The sequence below is a fragment of the Bartonella jaculi genome (genome assembly GCF_039543045.1).
Taxonomy (GTDB): domain Bacteria; phylum Pseudomonadota; class Alphaproteobacteria; order Rhizobiales; family Rhizobiaceae; genus Bartonella; species Bartonella jaculi.
This window is the reverse complement of the sequence record NZ_BAABIZ010000005.1, coordinates 58,723-84,845: the sequence shown is the minus strand read 5'-3', so window position 1 is coordinate 84,845 and position 26,123 is coordinate 58,723. Positions and strand designations below refer to the sequence as shown.

General features: G+C 37.3%; 19 protein-coding genes, 1 tRNA gene and 1 other RNA gene. 14 read left to right on the top strand and 7 right to left on the bottom strand.

Going from position 1 to position 26,123, the window contains the following annotated elements; translation table 11 throughout:
• The first annotated feature begins 322 nt into the window (after positions 1-322).
• Together rpoD and ABD915_RS03635 are read left to right on the top strand one after the other, a co-directional pair.
• Positions 323-2,332 carry an RNA polymerase sigma factor RpoD gene (rpoD, locus tag ABD915_RS03640; RefSeq protein ID WP_345115309.1) on the top strand — a complete coding sequence of 670 codons (2,010 nt, stop codon included), beginning with the start codon at positions 323-325 and terminating at the stop codon, positions 2,330-2,332.
• 632 nt (positions 2,333-2,964) lie between these two features.
• Positions 2,965-3,438: a YcgN family cysteine cluster protein gene (locus ABD915_RS03635; RefSeq protein WP_345115307.1), complete on the top strand. Its 474-nt coding sequence runs from the start codon at positions 2,965-2,967 to the stop codon at positions 3,436-3,438.
• Between the two features lie 38 nt (positions 3,439-3,476).
• Here ABD915_RS03635 and ABD915_RS03630 read toward each other — a convergent pair whose 3' ends face one another.
• On the bottom strand, positions 3,477-4,214 hold the full coding sequence (locus tag ABD915_RS03630) for an SIMPL domain-containing protein (RefSeq protein ID WP_345115304.1): 738 nt from the start codon (positions 4,212-4,214) through the stop codon (positions 3,477-3,479).
• A 168-nt stretch (positions 4,215-4,382) separates the two neighbouring features.
• On the opposite strand from ABD915_RS03630, the gene ABD915_RS03625 reads away from it, so the two are divergent.
• Positions 4,383-4,459: transfer RNA gene (locus tag ABD915_RS03625), tRNA-Ile, on the top strand.
• Between the two features lie 570 nt (positions 4,460-5,029).
• Here the strand turns inward: ABD915_RS03625 and ABD915_RS03620 are convergent.
• The gene (locus tag ABD915_RS03620; RefSeq protein ID WP_345115302.1) at positions 5,030-5,308 is read right to left on the bottom strand and encodes a hypothetical protein; all 279 of its coding nucleotides are present in this window, start codon (positions 5,306-5,308) and stop codon (positions 5,030-5,032) included.
• 1,796 nt (positions 5,309-7,104) lie between these two features.
• On the opposite strand from ABD915_RS03620, the gene ABD915_RS03615 reads away from it, so the two are divergent.
• Entirely contained in the window at positions 7,105-7,287 is a 183-nt protein-coding gene (locus tag ABD915_RS03615) for a hypothetical protein (protein ID WP_345115300.1), read from the top strand.
• Here ABD915_RS03615 and ABD915_RS03610 read toward each other — a convergent pair.
• A complete protein-coding gene (locus ABD915_RS03610) occupies positions 7,211-7,525 on the bottom strand; it encodes a helix-turn-helix domain-containing protein (protein ID WP_345115297.1) in 315 nt (104 codons plus the stop codon). The two genes, ABD915_RS03615 and ABD915_RS03610, sit on opposite strands and share 77 nt — an antisense overlap.
• A 1,080-nt stretch (positions 7,526-8,605) precedes the next feature.
• On the opposite strand from ABD915_RS03610, the gene ABD915_RS03605 reads away from it, so the two are divergent.
• Positions 8,606-8,920 carry a hypothetical protein gene (locus ABD915_RS03605; protein WP_345115294.1) on the top strand — a complete coding sequence of 105 codons (315 nt, stop codon included), beginning with the start codon at positions 8,606-8,608 and terminating at the stop codon, positions 8,918-8,920.
• Between the two features lie 2,718 nt (positions 8,921-11,638).
• Here the strand turns inward: ABD915_RS03605 and ABD915_RS03600 are convergent.
• Both ABD915_RS03600 and ABD915_RS03595 read right to left on the bottom strand, forming a co-directional pair.
• A complete protein-coding gene (locus ABD915_RS03600) occupies positions 11,639-11,818 on the bottom strand; it encodes a YegP family protein (protein ID WP_345115392.1) in 180 nt (59 codons plus the stop codon).
• Between the two features lie 417 nt (positions 11,819-12,235).
• Positions 12,236-12,778 carry a helix-turn-helix domain-containing protein gene (locus ABD915_RS03595; protein ID WP_345115291.1) on the bottom strand — a complete coding sequence of 181 codons (543 nt, stop codon included), beginning with the start codon at positions 12,776-12,778 and terminating at the stop codon, positions 12,236-12,238.
• Positions 12,779-13,130: 352 nt separating this feature from the next.
• Between ABD915_RS03595 and ABD915_RS03590 the strand changes: the two genes are divergently transcribed.
• Entirely contained in the window at positions 13,131-14,183 is a 1,053-nt protein-coding gene (locus ABD915_RS03590; protein WP_345115288.1) for a DUF475 domain-containing protein, read from the top strand.
• A gap of 47 nt (positions 14,184-14,230) precedes the next feature.
• Here ABD915_RS03590 and pncA read toward each other — a convergent pair whose 3' ends face one another.
• Both pncA and ABD915_RS03580 read right to left on the bottom strand, forming a co-directional pair.
• A complete protein-coding gene (pncA, locus tag ABD915_RS03585; protein WP_345115285.1) occupies positions 14,231-14,839 on the bottom strand; it encodes a bifunctional nicotinamidase/pyrazinamidase in 609 nt (202 codons plus the stop codon).
• A 47-nt stretch (positions 14,840-14,886) separates the two neighbouring features.
• Positions 14,887-15,423, bottom strand: coding sequence for a hypothetical protein (locus ABD915_RS03580; RefSeq protein WP_345115283.1), 537 nt, complete (start codon positions 15,421-15,423; stop codon positions 14,887-14,889).
• A gap of 164 nt (positions 15,424-15,587) precedes the next feature.
• Here ABD915_RS03580 and ettA point away from each other — a divergent pair, with 164 nt between their 5' ends.
• From ettA to ABD915_RS03540, 8 genes are all read left to right on the top strand, one after another.
• Entirely contained in the window at positions 15,588-17,237 is a 1,650-nt protein-coding gene (ettA, locus tag ABD915_RS03575; protein ID WP_345115281.1) for an energy-dependent translational throttle protein EttA, read from the top strand.
• A gap of 444 nt (positions 17,238-17,681) precedes the next feature.
• Complete coding sequence (locus ABD915_RS03570; RefSeq protein WP_345115279.1) at positions 17,682-18,623, top strand: ArsR/SmtB family transcription factor; 942 nt, start codon at positions 17,682-17,684, stop codon at positions 18,621-18,623.
• Between the two features lie 1,783 nt (positions 18,624-20,406).
• A complete protein-coding gene (locus ABD915_RS03565) occupies positions 20,407-20,781 on the top strand; it encodes a hypothetical protein (RefSeq protein ID WP_345115277.1) in 375 nt (124 codons plus the stop codon).
• 935 nt (positions 20,782-21,716) lie between these two features.
• Positions 21,717-22,226, top strand: a complete 510-nt coding sequence (locus tag ABD915_RS03560; protein WP_345115274.1) for a lytic transglycosylase domain-containing protein — start codon at positions 21,717-21,719, stop codon at positions 22,224-22,226.
• Positions 22,227-22,323: 97 nt separating this feature from the next.
• Positions 22,324-22,714: RNase P RNA component class A (rnpB, locus tag ABD915_RS03555), an RNA gene on the top strand.
• 263 nt (positions 22,715-22,977) lie between these two features.
• Positions 22,978-23,976 (top strand): 16S rRNA (cytosine(1402)-N(4))-methyltransferase RsmH, encoded by a 999-nt coding sequence (gene rsmH / locus ABD915_RS03550; protein WP_345115272.1) that lies wholly within the window; start codon positions 22,978-22,980, stop codon positions 23,974-23,976.
• A complete protein-coding gene (gene ftsL / locus ABD915_RS03545) occupies positions 23,973-24,377 on the top strand; it encodes a cell division protein FtsL (RefSeq protein ID WP_345115269.1) in 405 nt (134 codons plus the stop codon). Before rsmH ends, ftsL begins: the two co-directional genes overlap by 4 nt.
• Positions 24,377-26,119, top strand: a complete 1,743-nt coding sequence (locus tag ABD915_RS03540) for a peptidoglycan D,D-transpeptidase FtsI family protein (RefSeq protein ID WP_345115267.1) — start codon at positions 24,377-24,379, stop codon at positions 26,117-26,119. The genes ftsL and ABD915_RS03540 overlap by 1 nt, the downstream gene beginning before the upstream one ends.
• The last annotated feature ends 4 nt before the right edge of the window (positions 26,120-26,123 follow it).

The following is a 26,123-nucleotide window of genomic DNA, read 5'->3' as shown; positions in this document are numbered from 1 at the left end:
TGAAGAAGTTGTATGTAGAGCAGCATTTTTATAAAGAATGATGAATTTACAAAGAATGACGAGTGAATTTTAGGAATAGCGGGAAATTGGTTCTTACTATAGAGTGCAGAGATTGTCTCAGAAAGGCTGAGAGGTGTCGGGGAAACTTCTGGGGTTTTCCCGCGTTTTTGTGTGAGTGAAGAGTGTATGCAACGAAATGTATTTTTTTTAATAGAGATCTCTTCTAAGGGGAAGTTTATATGGGATATTGTTGATACGCTAAGTAGGAACGCAAAAAACTGGTCACGCGGAAGCTGCGTGGTGATCAAGTGGAGTTAACGGTATGGCAACAAAAGTTAAACAGAAAGACAATACGGAAGTAACGGGCCAAACGAGTGTGGACAGTCCTCTTCTCGATTTTTCTGATGATGCCATCAAAAAAATGGTTAAACTCGCCAAAAAAAATGGTTACGTGACGATGGATGAATTGAATGCAGTTCTTCCTCCGGATGAGGTTACCTCTGAACAAATTGAAGATACCTTGGCGATGTTCTCTGAGATGGGCATTAATGTCGTTGACAATGAGGATGAAAGTGAGGCTGAGCCTTATGAAGAGGAAGTTACGGTAGAGGGGGGCGATTTAGTAGAGGCCACCAGCCACGCGATCGCAACAACAACTAAGCGTGAGGTAACAGATCGCACCGATGATCCAGTGCGCATGTATTTGCGTGAGATGGGAGCTGTGGAGCTCCTTTCGCGGGAAGGCGAAATTGCTATTGCTAAGCGTATTGAAGCAGGGCGTGAAACAATGATTGCTGGACTTTGTGAGAGTCCTTTGACTTTTCAGGCTCTCATTATTTGGCGTGAAGAATTAAAAGAGCAGCGTATTCTTCTGCGTGAAATTATTGATCTGGAAACGACTTATGCAGGACCAGAAGCTAAGCAGACCCCTGTTATTGAACGAAGTGAGGTCGAAAAAATAAAAGAGGAAAAAACGTCTTCTGGTATGCGTGATATGGAAGATATCAGACGAGGTATAGGTGTTGAGGAGGAAGATGAAGAAGACGATGACGTCAATTTGTCGCTTGCTGCAATGGAAAATGAACTTTGTCCTCAAGTCATGGAGACGTTGGATTTTATTGCTGAGACTTATGTAAAATTGCGAAAATTACAAGATCAGCATGTTGAAAGCAGTTTGGCTGAGCGTAAAGAGGGGGCTCTGTCGTCTTCCCAGAAGAAAAAATATATTCAGTTGAAGGGCGAATTGGTTCAAGCGGTGAAATCTCTTTCTTTAAACCAAAATCGTATTGAAGCCTTGGTTGAGCAGCTTTATGACATCAATAAGAGGTTGATTCATAATGAGGGTAAGCTGAAGCGAATTGCAAATAATTATGGTGTTGGGCATGAAGATTTTTTAAAAGAATACCAAGGTCGTGAATTGGATGCAAATTGGATTCATTATATTTCAACTTTGCCAGGGCGCGGTTGGAAAGAATTTTCAAGGCGTGAAGCTAAAGAAATTCAAAGTTTGCGCAGCGAAATACAGAATCTTGCACAAGAAACTGCTATTTCGATTAGCGAATTCCGTCGGATTGTGACGCAGGTGCAGAAGGGGGAGCGCGAATCAACAATTGCTAAAAAAGAAATGGTGGAAGCTAATTTGCGTCTGGTGATTTCAATTGCAAAAAAATATACCAATCGTGGTTTGCAGTTTCTTGATCTTATCCAAGAAGGCAATATCGGTTTGATGAAGGCCGTGGATAAGTTTGAGTATCGGCGTGGATATAAGTTTTCAACTTATGCCACATGGTGGATTCGTCAGGCAATTACGCGCTCAATTGCTGATCAGGCGCGCACTATTCGTATCCCTGTTCATATGATTGAAACAATTAACAAGATTGTTCGAACATCGCGCCAGATTTTGCATGAAATTGGACGTGAACCTACACCAGAAGAATTGTCTAGCAAGCTTTCTATGCCGTTAGAAAAAGTGCGAAAAGTTCTTAAAATTGCAAAAGAACCGATTTCACTTGAAACACCTGTTGGTGATGAAGATGATTCTCATTTAGGTGATTTTATTGAGGATAGGAATGCATTATTACCGATTGATGCTGCTATTCAAGCTAATCTACGTGATACGACGACTCGCGTGCTTGCTTCATTAACACCACGTGAAGAACGTGTTTTGCGAATGCGTTTTGGTATAGGGATGAACACTGATCATACGCTGGAAGAAGTGGGCCAACAATTTTCAGTTACACGCGAGCGCATTCGTCAGATTGAAGCAAAGGCGCTTCGTAAGTTAAAGCATCCAAGCCGTTCACGTAAATTGCGTAGTTTTCTTGATTCTTAAGTGTAATCGCGCATTTTCAAAGGTGCATTATTGATTGATGATTATGGATGAAAGGCACTATCATGTCGTTTTTGATATGTCTTTTTGCCAAAGTTAACAGCTTGAGATTGAATGATTTATGCAGAATTTTCGGTGTTAAAAATTCCTCTTGGCTTTGATATTTTTCCTACCGTTTATAAAGCGGCATGGAATTATAGAGGAACTTCTAAGAGAAATGAACAATATTTAAAGCATTATCTCATGTGCACCAGTAAGTTTATAAGCAGAAGTGATATATTTATTAAGAATGCTCTCATCAAAGGGCATTAATTTTTCGATGCGCACGGCAAGGTTTCTTTGTGCAGAGGCATTCGTAAAAGTCGCTAATGTTTGTTAGAGGTATGGAAAGTTTCATTTAGATTATATTATTGCTTTAGGCTGCTCAGTATTTATCATTGTGCATGCGCGTTTATGTTTATATTAGCTTTACAACAGATATTTTTTTATTTTATGAGACTCAATCTTTAAAAAATAGCTTGAGGCATTGCACTGAATGAAATGATGTTTAACGAGATAAAAGATATGTGAAGTTATAGGGGATTACATTTTATTTATTTTGCTTTTTGGTAGATTTTCTTGTTTTTGAAAGAGCTATGACTGATTATACGCGTAAAGAGGTTCCCTTTTGGAAAGTAAAGAAATTAGAAGAATTTTCCATTTCCGAGTGGGAGAGTCTTTGTGATGGGTGTGGGCTTTGTTGTTTACACAAGGTAGAAGATGATGATACCGGTGATATCTATGCAACCAGCGTTGCTTGTCGTCTTTTAGATGGAGAAACTTGTCGATGTCGGAACTATGTTCACCGTAAATCAATCGTTTCAGACTGTATATCGTTGGATATCGCAACGATTAAAACAGCCCGTTGGCTTCCAAAAAGCTGTGCTTATAGACTGATTTATGAGGGACAAGATCTTCAATGGTGGCATCCATTGGTGTCAGGAAATTGTCAGACGGTACATCAAACGCAATTTTCTGCGCGTGAACAGATAGAAATTTACGAAGACGCGTTATTGTCTGAAGAAGATTATCTTCAACATATCACCGGTATTCTCTGTGAAGGCCGGTGATAAGATCATTTTACACAGTGTTGATCATACTATGTGATTTAATCGATACCAAATACTACAGTGACACTCACGTTATAATTTAGTTCACCACCTGAAAAATTTGTATCTGCATAGCTTGTACTTGCTGCTCTACTCATGAGGCGTGGACTTGGATGATAGCCATTATCATTTTCATTGATTTCAATAATCTTGCCTAATTTTAAATTGGCTGCTTGTGCTATAGTTTCTGCTTTTTCAATTGCTTCAGCGATGGCTTTTTTACGCGCCTCTTGATAAAATGGCTTCATATCGGCATTGGTAAAGGTAATACCATTCACTGAATTAACGCCCATTGCCATAGCTTGATCAAATATTTTTCCAGCATTGGAAAGATCACGAATGCGCACTGTTAAAGAATTTGAAACGTGATAGAGAATTTCCTTGTTCTTTTTTTCGTGATGTTTATCTGCGCTAGATTGATAAATGGACAAGCCTGATGTTTGCAGATCGTTTTCTTGGATGCCATTACTCTTAAAAGCGTTTACAATATCATTTATAGATTTATTATTGGCTGCCAATGCTTTTTGGGCAGTTTTGTCTTGAGTCATAACGGCTAGATTGATAATTGCCATATCTGGTGTTGCTTGACTTTCTCCGGTCGCGGTAACTCTAATAGTAGCGTTTTCCATTTTTCTTTTTTCAGCGTGTGCGGTAAGTGAAGTGGCTAGCATGGTAAGTGCTACCATAGCCATTTTAACCGGATAATTTTTCGACGGTTGGGAAGATTTTTTTGTCATATCTATTCCTTTTGTTTATCGATTTACTACTCTCTCATTTTTTGGAGTTCCTGTAAAGAAATTAGGGCATTAGAAAAAAAAACCGATAGATAAAGAAAAAAGGTGGATTATAACTTAAGCAGGCTCTTGTATCATAGAGAATTTTAGTTTAGAGAGAAGCAGCTTGTGGGGCCTGTAGCTCAATTGGTTAGAGCCAGCGGCTCATAACCGCTTGGTTGGGGGTTCGAGTCCCTCCGGGCCCACCACAACCCACAGTGATCAGTCTTCGTAAGGTTAATAACGCACTTTAGCCGTCAAAGAACTTGAAGGTTTCTCATTTCATTGTCGCTTACTGTCAGGTTTTGTGTAAATCTATTTTTTAAGATGTTTTGAGGGCTTTTTCCCTTTTTGCTACCAAATTTTGGTTTTTGTCGTTTTTCACTCTTTTTTGATTTCCTGCTGTTAAAGCTCTGTTTAACGAAGAGTGCGTTTAATGGTAGAAAATGCGTATAAACAATACATTATTACATATTGCTCTCTCATCCTATCTTTTTCTACTGAGTACAAAATCTCGTGTCAAGTTACATCCATTAGGTTTAAGAATCACTATTATGAACTCTTTTTTAGCTTTTTTATCAATACAAGAAAAAATTGTTTGCGTTCAGTGTTTCTAGTATTTATTGTGTAAAGGGGTGGCATACTATTATCTATCCAGCTAAAAAGTGTTTTGAATCGTGCTACTACTTGAATTGGTAGTACATGTTATGGCTCTTTGTCTTAATCCATGTATCGATTTTTTATATCTTCTTAGTTGCACACCTTATAAAATATAAGTCTCAGTTTTTAGTGTGTGTTTTGCTGCGTTTACCACAGACGAGCAGCTTATCTCTAATGGAATCAATTTTAAGTGTTATGGTTAGTTTGGGTAAAATGGGGAATCGGGCTCTGTTTGGAATTTGCTTCTCTCTGTCTTTGCGTGTTTTTTTAACTATACCCATTGATGCTGTTAAAATATCGTTTGAGTAGCTATGCAAATGCACTCTTAACTGGTTTTCTGGTTTAGGAAGTATAAGCTCTTGTAATTTAGGAAGTGCAATTTTGTAGTTGTCAATCAACTCTTACGTTTCACAGATTTCGCGTATTTTCTGCTGTAGTCTATGGCCAAAGTGCGCATATCATGCAATTGGGTCTTATTGGATAATGTCTTGCAATATAAGTGAGCACGGGGGGATGCAACTTCACAACTCAAGGAGGGCAAGTTTTCACAATATTTATTCTTTAACACATCTAAAAATTTGTTTGAGGAGGTAACTGAAATTGCTATTGGAGACCTGATTTTAAGAGAGATGATTAGTTTACCAATAGGTTTGACTTCTATTAATTGGCAACAGTGTTTTTTCTCTTAAAGCATGTGGCGTGACGCATTGCCCTAATGATAGGTAGGCAAGGAGCTATGTCTATACTCCTTTTTTGCGTGTGATTCATCCGTGACATGAAACATGTGTGCTGTTTTGAAATGGTTGTTTTTGCTGTTAGAAAGCGTTTTTTTTTGAGGTTGTATAATCTTATCCGTAAATTCGTATTTTTTAATTTCTCTCTTTTTCAGTTTATAATGGTGTCATTGCCGTAAACTGTGCATTTTCAAAATATTCATTTCGTTTTGAACTAATCCATTATTAAAGACATGTATATTAACATAACTTATTAGTATTTGTGTAACCAGCTGCATTGCTTTGAACCTGAGCATTGTCACGAATGTGGCATTGTCTACAATCTTCGTGATATCAAAAATTTAGCGATCTTTAGGAATTGAATCTATCTCTTTCGTTATCCAGTTTTCTCAATCACTTTTTTGGGCTTTTATGAGGTTGTTCAGTGCAAGGATGCAGTGTAAATTACAATCATGAATATTAATTATTTCACTATCATGCCTTTGTTCATACATGCTTTATTTTTGGAAAGTTTGAGCAATCAATATACTGATGCTTCTTGTTGTGATTTTTGCTGGAGGAATGACTTTCGCTTTTCCATTTGCGGTTTGAATTGCCTAAGGAAGGCAATTCGTAAGACCTTTTTTAATTTTAGCTTGATAAAAAAGAATACCTTACTTGATGTGTGTCGGTAAATTCAATTCTTTTCTTAGGTTGATTGTATAGAGGACTTCATTTTTATTATTCGTTTCCTACTCATGCAAAGCTATTATTTGTTATCTTATTTTTACCAAAGGTAAAATTCATTTTTTCTGCAAGTTTATATTTTGTAATACAATGTTTAATTTGTGCAAACGACCTTCTTTTTTATAAATGCTTGTGCAATTTATCTACGGATATTATTTGGATGTGGTTAGTTGTATCTTTTTAAGTATTGCCATTTTTGTTCATAACCAGATTTCTATGTTAGCACTTAAATGGCTCTTTCAGAGGAGGGGTTGTTTTTTTAGAAAACGCATTACAGATTCGCAGGCAGCGCTGCTCTTCATCAGAAACGTGTATATAACGCATTGTTATATTCTTGATTCGCGATATCGTTTAAAAAAACATAGGTAGTGTTGTGTAGAATAAAATCGTGATATATTTTTCCTTCAAAATAAATCTATGCCAATTCTCACACGCAGCATTCAGAAACATTTTCAGAGATATTTTCACATCGATTAGTTATTGGTTCAATTTGCGAAATTTGAACAGCATTGTTGATAGAAGTGAGATGATGTCAAGTTGTTCATGAAAAAGTCTGTACCGTATGACGTTTTTTGTCTCACCATGGTACATAGCCCATAGAATTCCAGCTGATTTTATAAAAACCAGTTTGTACACAATTGATACCATACTGCTTATTGCAAATAATTTTTTCTAAGGTATGGGGTATGTATAAACGCTTTTGCGTTATCAATTTAATTAAATGGAGAATAATTATGAGAAATGATGAAAATCTTGAGAAAGTTTTACCCAATATTATTGTGAAATGGGAGGCTTTGTCTGCAACTCAAAAGCAAGAGATTTTGGAGAGAGTAGAAAACTCTACAAAGGTTGCTCAGTCAAAAGAATATTTAAAGCTTCAATCTTCTTTTTATCTCCAGACGAAATCAAAGCTATGAGTTTTAAATCTTCATCGGAGATGTTAAAACCAGTTATTACGTATATGGCGCTAGCATTTCCGAGTGTATTAAGAATAGCCATAAGTTTATCCACAGAGGGTCTTTTCCCCCCGTTTATCATTTGTTGTACGTAATTTTGTCCACAGCCTGCTGCTCTGCTTATTTCAATCATCGTTCGTCCATCACTTTTTATTAAATCAGTTAAGCGTTGGAACCAATCTTTTTCAGTCTTTGTCATTTTTAGACCTTTACACATTGACGCTATAGCGTTAATATTGCGTCGCGAATCCAGAATACATGATAAAGGAGCGTGAAGATATCCATGCGTAGCTCTTCGCTTATGAAGGATATAGAGTTGTTTTTAACTAATAACAAAATGTCCCCATACACTTTCAGATTCGAATCAATAAAAATGGTTGCTTGGTTCAACGATCGCGACAGGGCCAATGCGTATGACCAGGGATGGAAATACGTTTCGTGTGTTTATGAGATGCTACTTTAATAGTATATGCAGTGGAATTATAAATCAAGATATACCCCAACATCGATATTTGTAAAAAGTTCTTGCATTAAGGTGGTGTGCGGGCATAACGGAGTTTTGCAGCGTTAAGAAAAAGGAACATGGCTGTGAAAAAATACAAATTCATAGGTGAAAAGGCGTTGGCTTTCCTTTTGTTGTAATAAATTGGGTCATCGTCAGATGGTGTATCTCATGCATGCGTTAAGAGATTGGGATGATTTTAGGGAGCATAAAGATAATCTCAATCACAAAGGTGAGTGTGGGGTAGGGTGTGATACATGCGGTAGATATTTTATCAAAGATGAATGTGTTTTTGGCAATGGGAAAGTGTATGGGGATGCTGAGGTTTTAGAAAACTTTAAGTTTATGATAATGCACTAACCTGCCTTATGCAAAGATTCGTGGGAATGCGAAATCTTATTGTAGTGCTGAGGTTTGTAACTATAAAGATTTCAGCAATGACGAAGAGATTTATATGTATCATTGCATTCTACATGATGCAAAAGAGATAAACAAGAACGATGCAGGTAAGGTGCGTGTTGAGATCATCCTACTGTGAGCATTTTTTGAGATCAATTGTGTTTTTGCATTTGCTATAAATAAATACAGTAAGACAATTGATGTAAGGGTATGCATTGCGGCTACTTTGCATCGTTTACTAGCGTATTTTTGCGAAGAGAATAAGGATGTCGAGGGTTTATCACACTTGGCATATGCGGCTTATTGTATTCTTTTTTATGGAGGGAACAACAAATTGGTCGAGATGACCTGATTTAATGGCAATTAAAGGAGATCAAAATGAGTCTAAACGAAATTTTATTGGGAGCGATGATTATTGTTTTGCTTTTCAGCGGAATCATGTTTCGGCTTGCTTTATATTATCATGACCAAGCTAAAGCTCTTAAAGAAGAATCAAGAAAGATAAAGCATGAGTTCTTAAGGGATTCTATGAAGATAACCGAAGAACGAGATAGAGCGCTTAGAGAACAAAGTATGGTGATTAAAAGACGTGATCAAGCGATTGAAAAGCTGAAACAACAAATTAAGCAGTATGAGGAAATCATAAAGCAATATCAGGACAGGATTAAATCAGAAGATGATGCGAAAAATTGAGTGTATTTATATTTTGCATCGGATCTGTGCATTAAAAGACTTTGGAAATATTAAAATAAAGTGATTTAGGAAGCTTGATAACGAGGAAAGATAAACCTTAGTCATGGAAGCAACTGTTGGGTTGGCGGTGAGGTTATCGTTTTTGGCACTGTACAAGTTTAAAGCTAGTCGTTGGTGATAATCTAAAAATCTATGATAATGCATACTATACGGTACTGCAACTGTTTATGGTGATGCATGTTTTGCTAAAAACAGTGTTGGAGGTGGTACGTTCATTGAGGAAATGGAAGTATTTGCTGATAAAATAGCCTCAACCAATACATATATACATATAAGCATATAAATAGTCATGGCAGTAAAGAAAAAATGATTGCCTGTTCCTTATGAGGTGAAGGAAAGAAGCCGGTTATGATGATTGGATAAAAGAAAGAGGGAGAGAAAGATGAATGCAGAAAACACAAGGTGTTTGGCAAAAAAATTATAGCATAATTTGTAATTTATGGAGGCTCTATCAGGTTTATTACTGTCACAAAAAGACACACGATTTGAGAGATAAGAGGGAGCAACGTAATGTTGGATTTTAAAACACTTCATAACGCACTCGTTAAGGAATGTGATCAGGCAATGAGGTATGAGAGAATAAGTTTTTCAGGGATACGGGTTTTGCAGAGATAAGAGAAGAGACAGAAAGGTACACTGTCATTGTTCTATTGGGAGAATCTGGCGCGTTGTGTTGTATGGTAAGTTGTGGACTACTATGAGGTTTTAAGGTTCGAATGTAAAAATACGCTCCTGACGCATTATCACAATCAAATGAAAGATCTTTTGGGGGACACTAGCACAGAGGATCAAGTCAATGTGTTGTTTTGTTGCTTTTTTGATGGTGATTGCTGAATTTCTCTTTAAGACACTTTATTTGGTAAAGTGCCAAATTGGCTCTCTCCGAGTATATTGCTACTTGTGTATTTGAATTGCTTTTTGGGCAGGACTTTTAATGTATAATAATATCTTACTTGTTGGAAGATTAGGTTGATCAATGAATATGGCTATGTTTTTTAATAATCATTTTCAGCTTTGTTCTAAATTCTGCTGTTGTTTTTCCGTTTATAGAGAGACATGCTTTTCTGCTGTTTGAGTTTAATTTTTAGGGGTGCCTTATTATTTTTTAAAATTTTTTTAGCTCCATTTAGCTTTTTTTTCCTCAAGAAACTTCATTATTAATCTGCTTGTTTTTGGAAAAAATGGGATGGAGGATGGCTAATATAATCCCCTGTTTAATCTAGCTATAAAAATAGGCTGGGTGATTTGTGATTCGGATAATTTTCTCACAAAGAGAATGATTAATGTTCAAACACGCTGCTTCGAAGGTGGTGTGATGCACTGTGTGTTTTTTGTAAATAATGATTTACAGAAATCATGATGACAGTAGATTGAAGCGATACCGTTATTTTGAAGTGAGATACTACATTGGTATAGATGCTGGTCATGTTTATGCCAGCTTACTTCCTTAAGGGGGGGGTATATTATCAGGTATCTTATAAGCTACCCCTTTTAGGATAGACTAAGAAGCTGTGAAAGAAAAGGTGTCAAAAGAAGAAATGATAGGGCAGTAATATTCTAAAGAACACTTAAGATAAGATAACAATCAAGGAGGGGGGGTGATTTTGCATTGAGTTAAAGAGAAGGAAATCAGACATGTCAACGCGTTTGGATTCTAGGCTTTTTTCAGAAATGTTACTTTTGGATCTTGCTTGTTTATCGTTTACTCAAATTATGTAAATTTTACTATTTTACATTAAGTCTCTCCATTCATTTCTTTTTTATAAGACTTGTTTGAGCAAACTTGATAAGAGCTTAGTCAGAGTCTATTTTTCAGCTTGGGATGACTGAATTTCTCGCTAGTTCTTTTAACTCGCTAGTTCTTTTAAAATGCGCTGAGCATTGTTGCAGTCATAATGCGTGCCGCAATAAGAACATGTTCTAAAGCGCAATGTTTCAGAATACACCCATAGGGATGAAAGATTTTACTGCTGTCCATACAGTGATTGGTAATCATAAACTCTTGACCATAGAAGGCTGCATTCTATTCTCATTACCGTTGAAATTAAAGAACTTTGATTCGGGAAAGCACGCGATAAATGCTTATTTTTCAAATATCCATTTTCCATTAAGATTTTCAAGATAATTTGATTTAGAGCGTTGGACAAACTTATGTTGTAAGTTTGTGCAATAAATCTTCTCTGATATTGTTTATCCATGCAGGCAGCTTTGCAACGTTTGGCTTTGCTTTATGAGAGGGGCATTAGAATTTTTTTGTTTGCAGCTGAAATTTCACAATACATGCTGTAAATGTTTTTATTAGAGCCTGAGAATTTGTTTTAGTATTGCGTGACTTGATGGAGAATTTGCGGCTATTTCGTTTGCTTTAAAACACTGCCAAGTCTTGCAGTTGCAAAGAATTTGACCAGTTGAAAGCATAAAAAAGCATTGCATGCCGCTGGTTGATAAATTTAAGAGCACTTTGTTTCGTACTTTGGAGAGTGGCAAAGCATCCGTGAAGAGCTTTATTCAACAGCTTCTTGAGGTACACTAAGAACCATGCAAAAAACTTCTCATGTTTTCCACTGTCGGAATATCAATCTTTTTCTATTCAGTACTAAAACGCAATGCAAATTTCAAAATATATAAAGTAAAAACTTTTGGCTGAATGGTAAAACGTTAGAACTGTAGCTCTCTAATAAAGGCTTTATGCGTAATCTCTTTTATTTGTTCAATATTGGTCAGGAGATCCTGCTTTGTTGGATAACCTTTACTAGAAAAAGCAATTTTTTGTTCATCTCCTGAGATGAGACGCCAGTACCATTGATTGTGAACTCCTTGAAACACCTCAAAATACATGCTTCCTACCTCATAAAATAGCCGATAATTTGCAGGATAAATATTCAACTTACCTGACTATGAGTATCAAAGTATGCCTCCACAGTAAGTAGTCAATATATTTTCCTTAATTTTTTTTCTCTCAAACAATAATTTCTATGAGAATTATATTTTTAACAAGAAAATATTTATTGTCAACAATATACAAATAGAAATTTTTTACTATAAAACTATTTTTTTTAAATTTTATAATCTATTATTTTTATTGATAGTAGAAAATTTTTCCTTTTTGCGCTATTGGGCATATATATTCAATAATTTTACTATAATCATAAATTTTAATATGGGATCCAAAACTTTATCAGAAAAGAAAAAATGCTCTTGTTTTTTCCTGCTGATAAAGTTTATGCCCATCATTGTTCCTTTTGATCGGAACTTTTATTGATTAGCTATAACCTCTTTTTGCGATATACTTCGAATGAGCAAATCAATAAATAAGCTAAGGGTATAAGAATTAGCCATTTTTGCCTTCATATCGATGAGAGAAGTTGCGGCGTTTGGAGTGAGACCGTTGGATGAGCCTTGTTTTGATAAATACTGCTGCAACTTTTCACAAGAGTTTTCGATTTTTTCTTGATTTAAGTTTTCACTACGAGCGCTTTTGCTAGCAAGAGTCTCTTCAAGTCCTTCAATTTTCTTTATAAAATAGTTCCAGTCAAAAGCGCCTTTCGTATATTCGGCATCAAACATTTTGCCTTGTCCAGTTAAAAGCCAATTAATATTGACACCGTACAACGTGCGATATGTTTGTAAGACACTAAGGTTGGGTTCTCTTTCTCCACGCTCATAAAAAGCAATAGAGTTTTTTGTCATGCTAAATTTCTTAGCTAATGTTTCACGTGATGGATCCCCTAAAGCAAGGCGTACATAACGTAAACGTTTTCCAAATATAGTTTTTGATTCAGTTTCAGGACGTGCCATGAATTATCTCCCTCAGTAAATCATCATGGTATAAGCTTTGGCCGATAAAGGCACACTATGTATTAATATCTCATTATCTAATGTCAATATTTGTAGTCAACATTTATAATTTTATTTCTCTCTTATTTTTAAATTTTAATCAATAGAAAGAAAGTGATTTTTATTTTTCTGTCTTGTGTGTCATTTTAAAGGTGGTGTATAATTTATATAAAAGATGCATTTGCTAAATTCTTTGCTTGTTTTTTCTGTACAAAATTCCATATAAATTTGCCATGTGTATTTTATTTCGATATTAGCAGATACGATTGATTTGCGCAAAATGAATTAAAGAGATGAGCTTTGAGGAATGATCATGGCCCTATTAGGCTATTTTAGATGGGCTTTTTTTTTCACAATTTTTGGCATCTTTTTAGGGGGAGCTATTGGTTGGTTTGAAACGGGAAGTGCTACAGGTTTTCTTAAATATTTTTTCATTTGCTGCGTTTTAGGAATTTTGGAGATTTCTTTATCTTTTGATAATTCTATTATCAATGCGCGTGTTCTCGAAAGGATGGAGCAGTTATGGCGCCGTCGTTTTTTGGTATGGGGCATTTTAATAGCAGTATTTGGGATGCGGATTGTTTTTCCGTTGCTGGTGGTTGCTGTTGCTGTTTGGATTAATCCAATTGCGGCAGTAAAATTAGCAATATGGGAGCCACATCAGTATGCTGCAATCTTAACGGATGCTCATGTAGGTATAGCTGCTTTTGGGGGGACTTTTCTTATGATGGTCGGGTTGAAATATTTTTTTGACCCTGAGAAAGAGGTACATTGGATTGTTTTTATAGAGAGGACAGCTCAAAAGTTTGGGGCACTTTTCGGGATTGATATTGCAATTGTTTTGATTACGATGTTACTTTTTTCAGGGCTGATTGTAACAGAAGATAAAATGACTTTTTTACTTGCTAGCCTTTATGGGCTTTTGACATTTATAAGTGTTGAAGCTGTCGGTTCGCTCTTGGATGCTCCAAAAACAACTTTAACTACTGTTGCTAAAGGGGGCGCTGGTGCATTTCTTTATTTAGAAGTTTTAGATGCTAGTTTTTCTTTCGATGGCGTTGTTGGTGCTTTTGCCTTTTCACACAATCTTTTTATTATCGCAATTGGTCTTGGCATAGGTGCATTTTACGTTCGTTCTATGACGATTATGTTGGTTGAATCAGGAACGTTATTACATTATCGTTATTTAGAGCATGGTGCTTTTTATGCAATTTTGGTTCTCGCAGTGATTATGTATCTGCAAACCATTATATCGGTTCCTGAAGTATTAACAGGACTTGTGGGGGTCTGTATTATTGGAATGGCATTTTATTCTTCTCTTCGCTTTAAGCGTCATCATTTGCATAAAGATGCTGTATCTCAGTGAGTTAAAGGTTTTTTTATGCGTTGTAATAGTAGGAGAAAAGGGTGGGGTTAGGAGGCCATTAAGAGTTCTATACCGGCTTCGTTCATAGTTTTGAGCATCGTGTTAAGCGATCCGTTTAGATCGATACCAGCGCAGGCATTTAATGAAACACTAACTTTAAAGCCGCATTGGATGGCGTGAAGTGCAGAAAACCCAACACAAAAATCAGTTGCTAAGCCGCACATAGCTAGTTTTGTAAAACCATGTTCTTGGAGATAAACTTGTAAACCTGTAGGTGTTTTTTGATCATTCTCAAAAAAGGCAGAATAGCTATCAATTTTTTTGTTATAACCTTTTCGAAGGATAAGTTGTGCTTTCTCAACTCTGAGAGATGTATGAAAATCTGCTCCTTGTGTTCCTTGTACGCAATGATCAGGCCAAAGTATTTGGGGACCATAATCAAGAGTGACTGTATCATAGGGCGTTTTTTCAGGGTAGGCAGAAGCAAAGCTGCAATGGTTTTTGGGATGCCAATCTTGGGTTAAAATAACATGATCAAAATGATCTATGAGATTATTAACAGCAGGTAAAATGATATCACTTTGTGGTACTGCAAGTGCTCCACCTGGCAGAAAGTCATTTTGGACATCAATGACGATTAAGGCTTTTTTTTTCATGAATGTATGCCTGTAGGATATTTATCTTTTGTGGTAATCTTTAAAGACTATGTTTCGTCTTGCAGTTTTGAGATAATTTGGTAGATATCGTTATTATTTGTATAATTATCAAGCCAAAAGAGAGGAATGGATAAGTTTTTACAATTGGTTTTATAGTTTTTTACAAATTGTAACCACATGCCAATGGGGAGTGAAAAGTGGTTGCTCATGGCTACATAGGGGTGCAGGGCTTTAATAATTATAGGGCTTGGGACGTCAGATCCCATAAGGCGGCGGTTGTTATGTAAATACAATTTGAGCCATGTTAAGGCAAGAGGTGAAGTCCATTGCTTTCCGTGACACAAAAGTGATGAAAAGAGATGGGGGTTTTCTACAGCGTAATGTAATGCCCACAAAGCAAGAAAAGAGGGGGCATAGAGAATTGATTTTCTTGGTGGTACGCTATTGCATTGATAGGTCGGTTTAATACGATAAAAACATAGTCTTATATCTGGTATAGAAAAAAGAAACGACGTTTGATAACATGTCTCAGGTACAGCTAAGAGGATTTGTTTTTTATTCGTCGGAGATGTGTTTTTTTGCATTCAGAACCATTGTGGGGCTTGTGAGATTAGAAAAAATGTATCAATATTAGAATGCAAAATTCTTGCATTGAACATACGCATTGCTTATCCGAAGTTTCAGGAAAGCAAAAGCGGTTTTTTCAAAGTCCTAACTCTAATATCACACAATATTTAAAGAGAAGTTTATGGCACGTCAATTTATCTATCATATGGCTGGGCTTACCAAGGCTTACGGTAATAAAAAAATTTTGGAAAATATTCATCTGTCTTTTTATCCAGATGCAAAAATCGGTATTTTAGGACCTAATGGTGCAGGTAAATCGACCATTTTACGTATTATGGCCGGGCTAGATAAGGAATACACCGGAGAAGCATGGCTTTCTGAGGGGGCACGTTGTGGCTATCTGCCACAAGAGCCTCTTCTTGATACAAGCAAAGATGTACGTGGTAATGTGATGGAAGGTGTTGCCGATAAGCAGGCTATTTTAGAGCGTTATAATGAATTGATGATGAATTATAGTGAAGAAACAGCCGATGAAAGTGCACGTCTTCAAGATGTTATCGACAGTCAAAATCTTTGGGATTTAGAAAGTCAAGTAGAAATGGCTATGGCTGCTCTTGGTTGTCCACCAGCCAATGAGGATGTGACAAAGCTTTCAGGAGGTGAAAAGCGGCGTGTTGCGCTTTGTAAATTGCTTTTGTCAAAACCTGATTTATTGCTTTTGGATGAACCAACAAACCATTTGGATGCTGAAACTACAGCTTGGCTTGAAAGGCATCTGCGTGAATATTCCGGTGCGGTGCTTTTAGTGACGCATGATCGTTATTTTCTCGATAATGTAACGAGTTGGATTTTAGAATTAGATCGCGGGAAAGGTATCCCTTATGAGGGGAATTATTCTGCTTATTTAGGCGCAAAAGCTAAACGTGTGGCTCAGGAAGGGCGTGAAGAGGCTGCGCGTCAGCGCGCGTTGTCACGCGAAAAAGAGTGGATAGCTTCTAGCCCAAAAGGACGGCAAGCAAAGTCAAAAGCGCGGATTAAAGCCTATGATGAGTTGGTTCAAGCTGCACATGAGCGCCGTCCTGGAGAAGCGCAAATTATTATTCCTATTGGCGAAAGATTGGGGCAGGTTGTCATTGAGGTTGATAATCTCTCTAAGGCATATGGAGAGCGTGTGTTGATTGATAGTCTTTCTTTCAAGCTTCCTGCGGGGGGAATTGTTGGAGTCATTGGTGCCAATGGTATGGGAAAATCTACCTTGTTTAAAATGTTGACGGGGCAGGAACAACCAGATTCAGGTCAAATACGTATCGGGGAAACAGCTCAGATGAGTTATGTCGACCAGAGTCGCGATTCATTAGCGGGCGATAAAACTGTTTGGGAGGAAATTTCTGGCGGAAATGATATTATTAAACTCGGTAAATATGAGATGAATAGTCGCGCTTATTGTGGTGCGTTTAATTTTAAGGGTGCAGATCAACAGCAAAAAGTGGCAAATTTATCAGGAGGGCAGCGCAATCGCGTACATTTGGCTAAGCTTTTAAAAGAGGGAGGTAATGTTCTTCTTCTTGATGAACCGACCAATGATCTTGATACTGAAACGTTGGGCGCGTTGGAGGACGCATTGGAGAATTTTGCTGGTTGCGCAGTTATTATATCGCATGATCGTATGTTTCTTGATCGATTGGCGACTCATATTTTGGCTTTTGAAGGGAAGGGCCATGTGGAATGGTTTGAAGGTAATTTTGCTGAATATGAGGCTGATAAGGTTCGCCGTCTTGGTTCAGACGCTCTTAATCATCGACGTGTGAATTATAAGCCGTTGACACGCTAGAATAATTTCTTGCCTTTTTTGAGCTTGATGGAGAAAAGGGTGATGATATCTGATATTGTCTTCATTTTTCAAAAAAGGAAATTACCTATCGATGATAGGGCTTTCGTTCATGACATTTGAGACAAAAAAGAGTACAGAATCGTAATTGCCTATCCTGTAGGGAAGATTATTATATTTTAACGTGCTGGTGATATTGTATGAGCAATTGTTACTCGTTAAAATGCAATGAGGTGTGGTGAATTTTCCTATAGAGTCGTGCTGCAATACAAACGTCCTTGCTTTCATAGCGGGGTAATAGCAGGATGGGTATTGTTTGTTCTTTAATAATCGCTTACTTTTTTATACTATCATAAAATAATATCATCAAATAGATGCAACTATGCGCCTTCTGCTTGACTTTCTATTCCTATAAACAAATGTTTATAGAAGTAGTAAGGAATGTTTATGGAAAAAATCAACAGTTTGGATGCGATGATTGTGCTGCTAAAAACGATGGCAGAAGCAAGTCGTTTGCGTATTCTTGCGCTTTTGTATCACGAAGATTTAACAGTATCGGACTTTACATTCATCCTTGGTCAGTCGCAACAGCGTGTATCACGAAATTTACGTTTATTGTACGAAGCACAATTGATTGAACGTTATCAGAAGGGGGGGCGGGTTTATTTTAAGCTTTGTCGTGGTTGTTTGTCTAAAAAAGATATTGTGATGGCTGCTCTTTCAGCTCTACCAGAGCATGATTTGATGCTTGTGCACGATTTAACATGTTTGGTAGATATTAAAAAACAGCGCCTAAACAAGAGAAAGAAGGATTTCTTACAAAATGCAACGCAGAGGGATGTATTACGGTTATCATATGTTGCAGAGTCCGCTGTGGAAAGCGCTTTACACGAAATCATTGGCGATAAACCCTTTGAGACAATGCTCGATATTGGTATGGGTACAGGCTCTGTCTCAAAGTTGTTTTCAGGTCTTTATACGCATGCCGTTGAAGTTACTCTTGATAGCGATATTTTGCACTTGTCTGTTGGAAATATAACTTTTGATTTGGTGGTTCTTCACTGGGTTTTACATTGTCTTAATGGTCCCCACATAGCTTTTAAGGAGATAGCACGTGTTTTACGTCCCAATGGACGTTTGCTGATTGTGGATTTTGTTCACCATAAAGTTGCGTCTTCACATTCCTCCCATGTTCATATGTCTCTTGAATTTTCAGATTCACAAATAGAACAATGGCTTAAAAATGCGGGACTTGTTTTAGAACAAACTGTTTGCCTTGCTCCTGTACAAAATGAAAGTCATGAGAGACTCATGGTTAAGCTCTGGCTTGCTCGTGATCCGCGTTTACTGGTAGATGATATAAAAGATAAAAACATAGAGTTTGCATAATCATATTTGCTTATGTGCTTTATTCCTTTGATTTTTAAAAGCACAAAGATGGGATTTGAGTACCTCGTTAAAAAGTTGTCGTTTTTTTTAGGTACATTGTATTTTTGTGCTTTAGACTGCTTAGTACTTTCATATTTAGGTATGTAAGCTGTATAATTAACGATCTTCTTATAGTCGATGCGAAGCCGATAGCGTTGCTCTTAACGTGTGTTAATATAGCATGTGTGAGTTATATAATATATTGATTTTAATGATAATTCATTGTTGTGCAACTTGAATAAGAATACTAAATGTAGAGAACTTTCTCATTTTAAACCGTCTGCTTTAAAAGCAAAAAATCATTTTTGTGCACGGAACAAGAAGGATTGGCATGCGGATAAAAAATGTTTGAGAAGGAACGCAATATGTCCCTTATGAACCATTTTAATGTAAACACATGTGCAACATTGGAAGTTGGGAAATATAATGATGATTCCAGCTTGTACTTTCGAAATACAGTGAGGCTTAAGGGAATTTGCGTTATACCTTTCACGGGGAGGGCGATATTAGGAAATGAGATGGGAGCAAGAAAGGTTTTCTTTAAAGCAAGCATGTGAATGAGCAGTACAATGGTGTGTTGTTCTCAATGAGAGGAAATTTCATGAAAGAACGCGAGAAGCAAAAAGGAAGTCCTCTATAATCTTTCTTAAAGAGAATGAATAGAGCAGTTTTCGGATACAGGGACTTTTCATTTTATTATTCTAAAGGGTGGGGGCAAACAATAGAGACGGGAGAAAATGTCTACACTGGTCATCGTCAGTTATGATAAGGCGATGGAATTTATTTCTGGTTATAAAAGAGTTTGTTCTCACCTTGAATGGCACAAATGAGTGATTCGGAATAAATTACACTCAGAGCTCTGATTGTTTCGTGAAAATTAATTTATTCAAGTTTATAATTGATGTTGTGAGTGTAGAGCCAATTTTACACTATTTTTTTATGGTTATTTTCAGAAATTGTCATGAAGACAGATAAGATTTGGTATTTTTATTTTAGTCGTATCGGGACTATGCTTGTTCATCGTTTGGACCAAAGCAATTTACGTCTATATCAGCGCGTATATTTCTGATTTTTTATTACAATTTTAAGGGGGTAAAAGATGCACATTTTGATTTTGTGGTAATAGCGTTGAACAAGTGATTACTGCTTTTGTGCTTTTTCCTTCGATAGGAGAAAGTCTATAAAAACCGCTTATGCTTTAAAATTTTCACGGACATTGTTTTTGGGAAAAGCTTATTAGGAAAATAACAATGATCATAGATTCCTATTGATCGAGTCCCCTCGGAATAAAATTGCTTCAAATTGGATCATTTTTAGTGTTTTTTTGCCTAAATTTTTCCACTTTTGGGCAAATTATATTTTTTTTGTATTTTTTGTATAAAATATGGTAAGAATTTCTTGTTGTTTAGAATATTTTATTCCATAGTAAGAACATTGCATCAACGATGTTGGTGTGAGAGGACGATCAGGGAGCCTCCTCCCCCCCCCCCGCGTGGATCCCTTAGATTGTCTGGCCTGGCTGAGGTTCGCCTCAGTCAGGCTTTTAGAGTTCTGTGTTAAATTTAATGAGGTATTAATGAGGGGGATGAAAGAGAAACAGCTGGCCTTACATAGTAGATAGAAATTGCAATTTGAGGTAAGCTAAGTTGAGATTTTCATGGATTTTCAGTGATTTAATTTTTTTATTGAAGGTCCGATGAATAATGTGGGGGGCTTTGTATATGGTGGTTCTTAGGGAGAGAGAATGGGTTTTTGCTGGCGTCGTAGTATCCTTATTTTGTTTGTGTTTTTGGTTTTTGCAGTCAGTCTTTTTATTACTCGGAATCCTGTAGTTTATCAGTTTTTTCCTGCTCGCTCTTTTTCTTCTCATCAGGTTAATGTAACAGAGGGTATGCTCTTAGAAAAGTTGGCATTGTCTTTTCCCGATATTATTGTGCACCTCTCTAGAATGAATCCTCAACAACAAAAACAATTCATTGAGCAAGTGCGTCGAGATACGGTTGCTGCTGCTGCTGCCAGTGGTCAGAGCGATGAGCTTGCTCAGAAATTGGGTGAAACTGTTGCTATGGTTATATTAAAAGCGATTTCTCATCCTTCTATTGGTGATGCTTATTTTTAGTCACTTCCCTAAAAAAATTATGCGTTTACGGTTTATCCGAAGAGTGTTTTTGCGCTTTTCTTGGAATTTCGGAAAATGTGAAGAGGAATTGTACCCCCATTTTTGATATTACCAGCGAGGAATGGAAGAGAGAAGAGGGGTTGGGATCTCCTTTTTTCTATGGATTTTAGGATCTTTATTTGTTGTATGTTTCCTGAAGGTGGGGAAGGCTATGTTAGGAGGATATTAGACTATAGCAGATAGGAAAAACATTTGAATGAATATAAGCAATATAAATTTTTATTCAGATGGTCCTGAGGTTATTTGTACTAATCCTTTAAGAATTTTCCCCAAATAGCTAGAAGTAATTTTTTAAAGTGTACTATCTGCTCTGAAAATAGTGTGTTTGATACAGGTTCGTGAGCTTCTTATGGTTGCTTTAGGGGGGCTTGTTTGAGTTAAGTTTTTTGCAGCGAGTATTTTAACAGCTGTTGAGGAGGGTTGATAGCGGTTTCTATTCCCAGTAGATATTTTGCGATATCGAGGGTGTTGTATAAAGATGTTCCAGTCAATGTGGCTTGTTACGATCGTGGAATTGACCTGAATAAGGATTTTTAATCATTGTATGTGAAAAATAGCAGAGCCATTGGTATTTTTAATGCTATTTTTGTCTGCTAAAAGTTAGGTGTGTGGTAGATGCATAAGAAAGCGGTAGAGTATATCACTTCTTTACTACATTAAATCCTTTATTATAGTTTTTTTATTTTTCGATATCTTGTGAAATATGAAATATATAATGAGTGAGCTGAGCGATTTTCTTAGATTGGGAAAAATTATCTTGAAATTGTCTTAATATTTTCATTTTTAAGCCGCTCTTTAGTTTTCTTTCTGTGTACAATGCGCCCTTCAAGCCGTTGCGGCTAGGATTTAAAAATGTCTTAATGAAGAGAAAGAAAATGCAATTTTTAAAATTTTTTTTAAGTGCAGCATTTATTATATCTTTTGTATTTGAGATAAGTTTGGCTCATACTGTACTAAATGTTGCTGGATCAAATGAAGGTTCTGTGACGATTTCTTCTAGGATTCCTGTTCGTCCTTATGAGTTTCTTATTCAAAAATTTGCGAATAAGTACAATGTTCCCGTTAATTTAGCACATGCTGTTGTAAGGGTTGAAAGTGATTATAAGGCACATATAAAGGGGGCTGCTGGCGAAATAGGTTTGATGCAAATTAAACCATCTACTGCACGAGGGTTGGGGTTTAAAGGTTCTATACAAGATCTTTACGATCCTGCAACCAATCTTGAATATGGCATGCGTTATTTGGCACGGGCATATAAACTAAGTGGTGGCAATACGTGTGGCACCGTCCTTAAATATAATGCAGGTCATGCTGCAAAAAAAATGAATTCCATTTCGGAAAAATATTGTTCAAAAGTGAAAACTTATTTGGCTGCGTTAAAATAAAAATGCACTTTGAAGGCGATGCATTCTTTTGATCAAATTTATAAAATATCTTGAGAGGACTATTTTCACTTGACGAAAAATGTTTTATAATAGTGTGTCAGTCGGCTGGGCAGCCGCGCTTGTTCAATACTTAAAGGTGGCAGGTGAGGAAAGTCCGGGCTCCATGGAAAAACGGTGCCGGGTAACACCCGGCAGGGGCGACCCTAGGGAAAGTGCCACAGAAAGTAAACCGCCTATTTTTATAGGTAAGGGTGAAAGGGTGGAGTAAGAGCCCACCGCGCATTCAGTAATGAGTGTGGCAAGGTAAACCCCACCGGGAGCAAGACCGAATAGAAATGACGCGCAAGGTTTAACTTGCAGCCGATTTCCGGGCGAGTCATTCGGGTAGGTTGCACGAGGCGGATGGTAACATCCGTCCCAGATGAATGGTTGCCATGTAGAGTGTAAACTTTACCATACAGAACCCGGCTTACAGGCCGACTGATTTCTCGTGATGGAATGCGATTTTACAGCATATCGTACAGAGGCTTTTCCTATGAAATGTATGTTTTAAAAATGTACACTTAAAAAAGAGTATTTTAAAAAATCATAACATTTCTTTAAATATAATGCATTAGGATATGCATCGGGTTAACTTTGACTTTATTCTCTTTCATTATGAGATGTGAGAGTTGAAGTTTTGGTTATTCTGATATCAGTTGCCATGAGAGGGCTATTGATTTTTAAAAAGCATAAATCAAGACGGATTATTTTGACAAAACAGGGTCATAGAGCTGAACGCCATATTCCAGTGTTGTTGCAGCCAGTTTTGGCTGGGCTTGCGCCATTGGTTGGGGCAAGAGTGATTGATGGTACCTTTGGTGCCGGTGGTTATACGCGTGCTTTTTTAAATGCGGGGGCACAGGTTATTGCTCTTGATCGTGATCCTCATGCTATTCGTGAAGGACAGCCGCTTGTTGATGAATTTTTTCCACGACTTCGTTTGGTGCAAATGGAGTTTTCACAGTTGGATCGCGTTGTTGAAGAGAAGGTAGATGCTGTTATTTTGGATATTGGTGTCTCTTCCATGCAGCTTGATGAAGCTGAAAGGGGATTCTCTTTTCAAAAAGATGGTCCCTTAGATATGCGAATGGCTCAGACTGGTTTTACTGCTGGCGATGTTGTAAATTGCTTAAAGGTGGATGAGTTAGCGCGAATCTTTAAAATATTAGGAGAAGAACGCTATGCTGGCCGAATTGCACGGATGATTGAAAAACGTCGCTGCGTTCAGCCTTTTTTGCGTACAGGTGATCTTGCTCATGCTATCGAGGCGCTGGTGGAGCGTAAACCAAGAGATCGTATTCATCCAGCAACGCGTGTATTTCAAGCTCTTCGTATTTATGTTAATGATGAAATTGGGGAACTTGCACGTGGTTTATTCGCTGCTGAGCGTATTTTAAAACCGGGTGGTCGTTTGGGTGTTGTAAGTTTTCATTCTCTTGAAGATCGTATGGTCAAAAGATTTTTTTCTGTGCGTTCAGGAGAGTGTATGAGATCACGCCATCTTCCTGAAATAGAGATGGTTCCAGCAACATTTTTTCCTTTGTTTAAAGGAGGGATAACTGCAAGTGAAGAGGAGTTACAGCAAAATCCTCGTTCACGTTCTGCGCGGTTGCGCATTGGTGTACGCACAGAGGCGGAGAGCCTTGCCGCAGATATAAAATTGTTTGGTTTAGCAGAGATTGCCAGTTTTGAAGGTGGCAAGAAATGATAGTCTTTCGTACATTTGATATGATTTTAGTGTTGATTATGATTTGTATGGCAGGTCTTACTTATAAGGTAAAATACGATGTCCAAAAACGAATGAGCGAAGTTCATCGTCTTGAACATAAAATTGCTGCAGAAAAAAATACGGTGAGTTTGCTTCATGCTGAGTGGGCTGTTATGATAGAGCCTTCACGCATGCAAGAACTTGCGAAACGTTATCAAAAAGAGCTTGGTTTAGAAATTATCCAGCCTCGTCAAGTTGTAGAGCTTGAGAATATTCCAGTACGTGTACATGATCCAATTGAAGAAGTGATTAAACAAAATATCTTGGAGGAAGGTAAGGATATTTTGGCCAACAATCGTGCTTCTCAGGTGAATGGCGTTGTTCAAAAAGGCGTGCGGTGATGACATCATACTTTTTATTTTCGCAAAAGAAAAAGCGCTTGAATAACCAAGTGAATGTTCATAATTTCCCTATTCGTCGCCCATATTCTAGCCGTCTACGTTTGCTTTTTTCGTTACTTTGTTTTCTTATTCTATATGGTGTTATGGGGGCTTGTCTCATTTCTTATGGGTTTGAAGGTGGGCAGATTGAAGAAGCAAAAGGGCCAGGAATTCTTCAATTGACTGCACGGCCTAATATTATTGATCGGAATGGCCGTTTGTTGGCGACGGATATTAAAACTTATTCGCTTTTTGCTGAACCACGACGTATTATTGATGTGGATGAAACAATAGAATTGCTTTCAACAGTTTTACCCGATCTCAATTGGCAGGAAACTTATAAACGCCTAAAAAGAAAATCTAGTTTTTCTTGGATTCAGCGTGGATTAACGCCAACGCAAAAGACGCAGATTATGGCTCTAGGTATTCCTGGGATTGGTTTTCGTACTGAAATTCGTCGGTTTTATCCGAGTGGTTCTGTGGTTTCGCATATTCTCGGTATGGTTAATGTTGATAATCAGGGCATAGCGGGGATAGAAAAATATATTGATGATGCTGGCTTGAGCGCTCTACGTGCTGCTGGTCTCGCAACGGAAACGTCATTAAAGCCAGTTCAACTTTCGATTGATGTGCGTATTCAGACAATCGTACACGATGAACTTATGAAGGCAATGAAGCGTTATAAAGCAATTGCTGCAGGCGCTGTTATTTTAAATATCCATACTAATGAAGTTCTTGCTATGGCATCTGTACCAGATTTTGATCCTGGAAATCCTGTTGATGCTTTGAAGAGTGATCGCCTCAATCGGATGACTGCTGGAATCTTTGAAATGGGGTCTATCATTAAAAGCTTTACGACCGCGATGGCACTTGATTCAGATATCTTTCATTTAAACAGTATTATTGATGCTTCAAAACCTTTGCAAGCAAGTGGAGGGTATACTATTCATGATTTTCACGGAAAAAATCGTCCTCTAAAGTTATGGGAGGTTTTTATTTATTCCTCTAACATTGGTTCTGCAAAAGAGGCATTGGCGGTGGGGATTGATGGACATCGTGCTTTTTTGAAAAAGCTTGGTCTACTTGATCAACTGTCAACAGAATTGCCTGAAGTTGCACACCCCATTGTGCCACGTCATTGGAAAGATATCAATTCTATGACGATCTCTTTTGGACATGGTATGGCAACAACGCCCTTACAAACAGCAGTCGCTGCCGCTGCTTTAATGAATGGGGGATGGCTGATTGCTCCCACATTTTTAAAACGTACAAAAGAACAAGCTTCGAAACATGCAAAACAAGTCCTGCATGCTAAAACGAGTCAAAATATGCGTTACCTTTATAAGTTAAATAGCGATATTGGTTCTGGACGTAATGCAAAAGTTGAAGGTTATCGGGTTGGTGGTAAAACAGGAACAGCCGAAAAAGTTGAAAATGGAAAATATTCTAAAACAAAAAATTTTAATAGTTTTCTCGCTGCTTTTCCTATTGAGGATCCTTCCTATGTTGTTTTAACAATTATCGATGAACCTAAGCCTGAAGATGGAAAACATGCAGCAACAGCAGGATTGAATGCTGGGCCAATGCTTTCTAATATTGTTCGCCGCTCTGCTAGTTTTCTTGGAATAAAACCGGATTTTAAAAAAGAATACGAGCCTATTTTAAGCACAAAGAACAGTTCAGGCTTAATTAAACAACGGTAAAATG

What these genes read in the sequence shown, in the direction of transcription:
- rpoD (WP_345115309.1), top strand. Translation starts at nt 323, where the DNA reads ATGGCAACAAAAGTTAAACAGAAAGACAATACGGAAGTAACGGGCCAA.
- ABD915_RS03635 (WP_345115307.1), top strand. Translation starts at nt 2,965, where the DNA reads ATGACTGATTATACGCGTAAAGAGGTTCCCTTTTGGAAAGTAAAGAAA.
- ABD915_RS03630 (WP_345115304.1), bottom strand. Translation starts at nt 4,214, where the DNA reads ATGACAAAAAAATCTTCCCAACCGTCGAAAAATTATCCGGTTAAAATG.
- ABD915_RS03615 (WP_345115300.1), top strand. Translation starts at nt 7,105, where the DNA reads ATGAGAAATGATGAAAATCTTGAGAAAGTTTTACCCAATATTATTGTG.
- ABD915_RS03610 (WP_345115297.1), bottom strand. Translation starts at nt 7,525, where the DNA reads ATGACAAAGACTGAAAAAGATTGGTTCCAACGCTTAACTGATTTAATA.
- ABD915_RS03605 (WP_345115294.1), top strand. Translation starts at nt 8,606, where the DNA reads ATGAGTCTAAACGAAATTTTATTGGGAGCGATGATTATTGTTTTGCTT.
- ABD915_RS03600 (WP_345115392.1), bottom strand. Translation starts at nt 11,818, where the DNA reads ATGTATTTTGAGGTGTTTCAAGGAGTTCACAATCAATGGTACTGGCGT.
- ABD915_RS03595 (WP_345115291.1), bottom strand. Translation starts at nt 12,778, where the DNA reads ATGGCACGTCCTGAAACTGAATCAAAAACTATATTTGGAAAACGTTTA.
- ABD915_RS03590 (WP_345115288.1), top strand. Translation starts at nt 13,131, where the DNA reads ATGGCCCTATTAGGCTATTTTAGATGGGCTTTTTTTTTCACAATTTTT.
- pncA (WP_345115285.1), bottom strand. Translation starts at nt 14,839, where the DNA reads ATGAAAAAAAAAGCCTTAATCGTCATTGATGTCCAAAATGACTTTCTG.
- ABD915_RS03580 (WP_345115283.1), bottom strand. Translation starts at nt 15,423, where the DNA reads ATGCAAAAAAACACATCTCCGACGAATAAAAAACAAATCCTCTTAGCT.
- ettA (WP_345115281.1), top strand. Translation starts at nt 15,588, where the DNA reads ATGGCACGTCAATTTATCTATCATATGGCTGGGCTTACCAAGGCTTAC.
- ABD915_RS03570 (WP_345115279.1), top strand. Translation starts at nt 17,682, where the DNA reads ATGGAAAAAATCAACAGTTTGGATGCGATGATTGTGCTGCTAAAAACG.
- ABD915_RS03565 (WP_345115277.1), top strand. Translation starts at nt 20,407, where the DNA reads ATGGGTTTTTGCTGGCGTCGTAGTATCCTTATTTTGTTTGTGTTTTTG.
- ABD915_RS03560 (WP_345115274.1), top strand. Translation starts at nt 21,717, where the DNA reads ATGCAATTTTTAAAATTTTTTTTAAGTGCAGCATTTATTATATCTTTT.
- ftsL (WP_345115269.1), top strand. Translation starts at nt 23,973, where the DNA reads ATGATAGTCTTTCGTACATTTGATATGATTTTAGTGTTGATTATGATT.
- ABD915_RS03540 (WP_345115267.1), top strand. Translation starts at nt 24,377, where the DNA reads ATGACATCATACTTTTTATTTTCGCAAAAGAAAAAGCGCTTGAATAAC.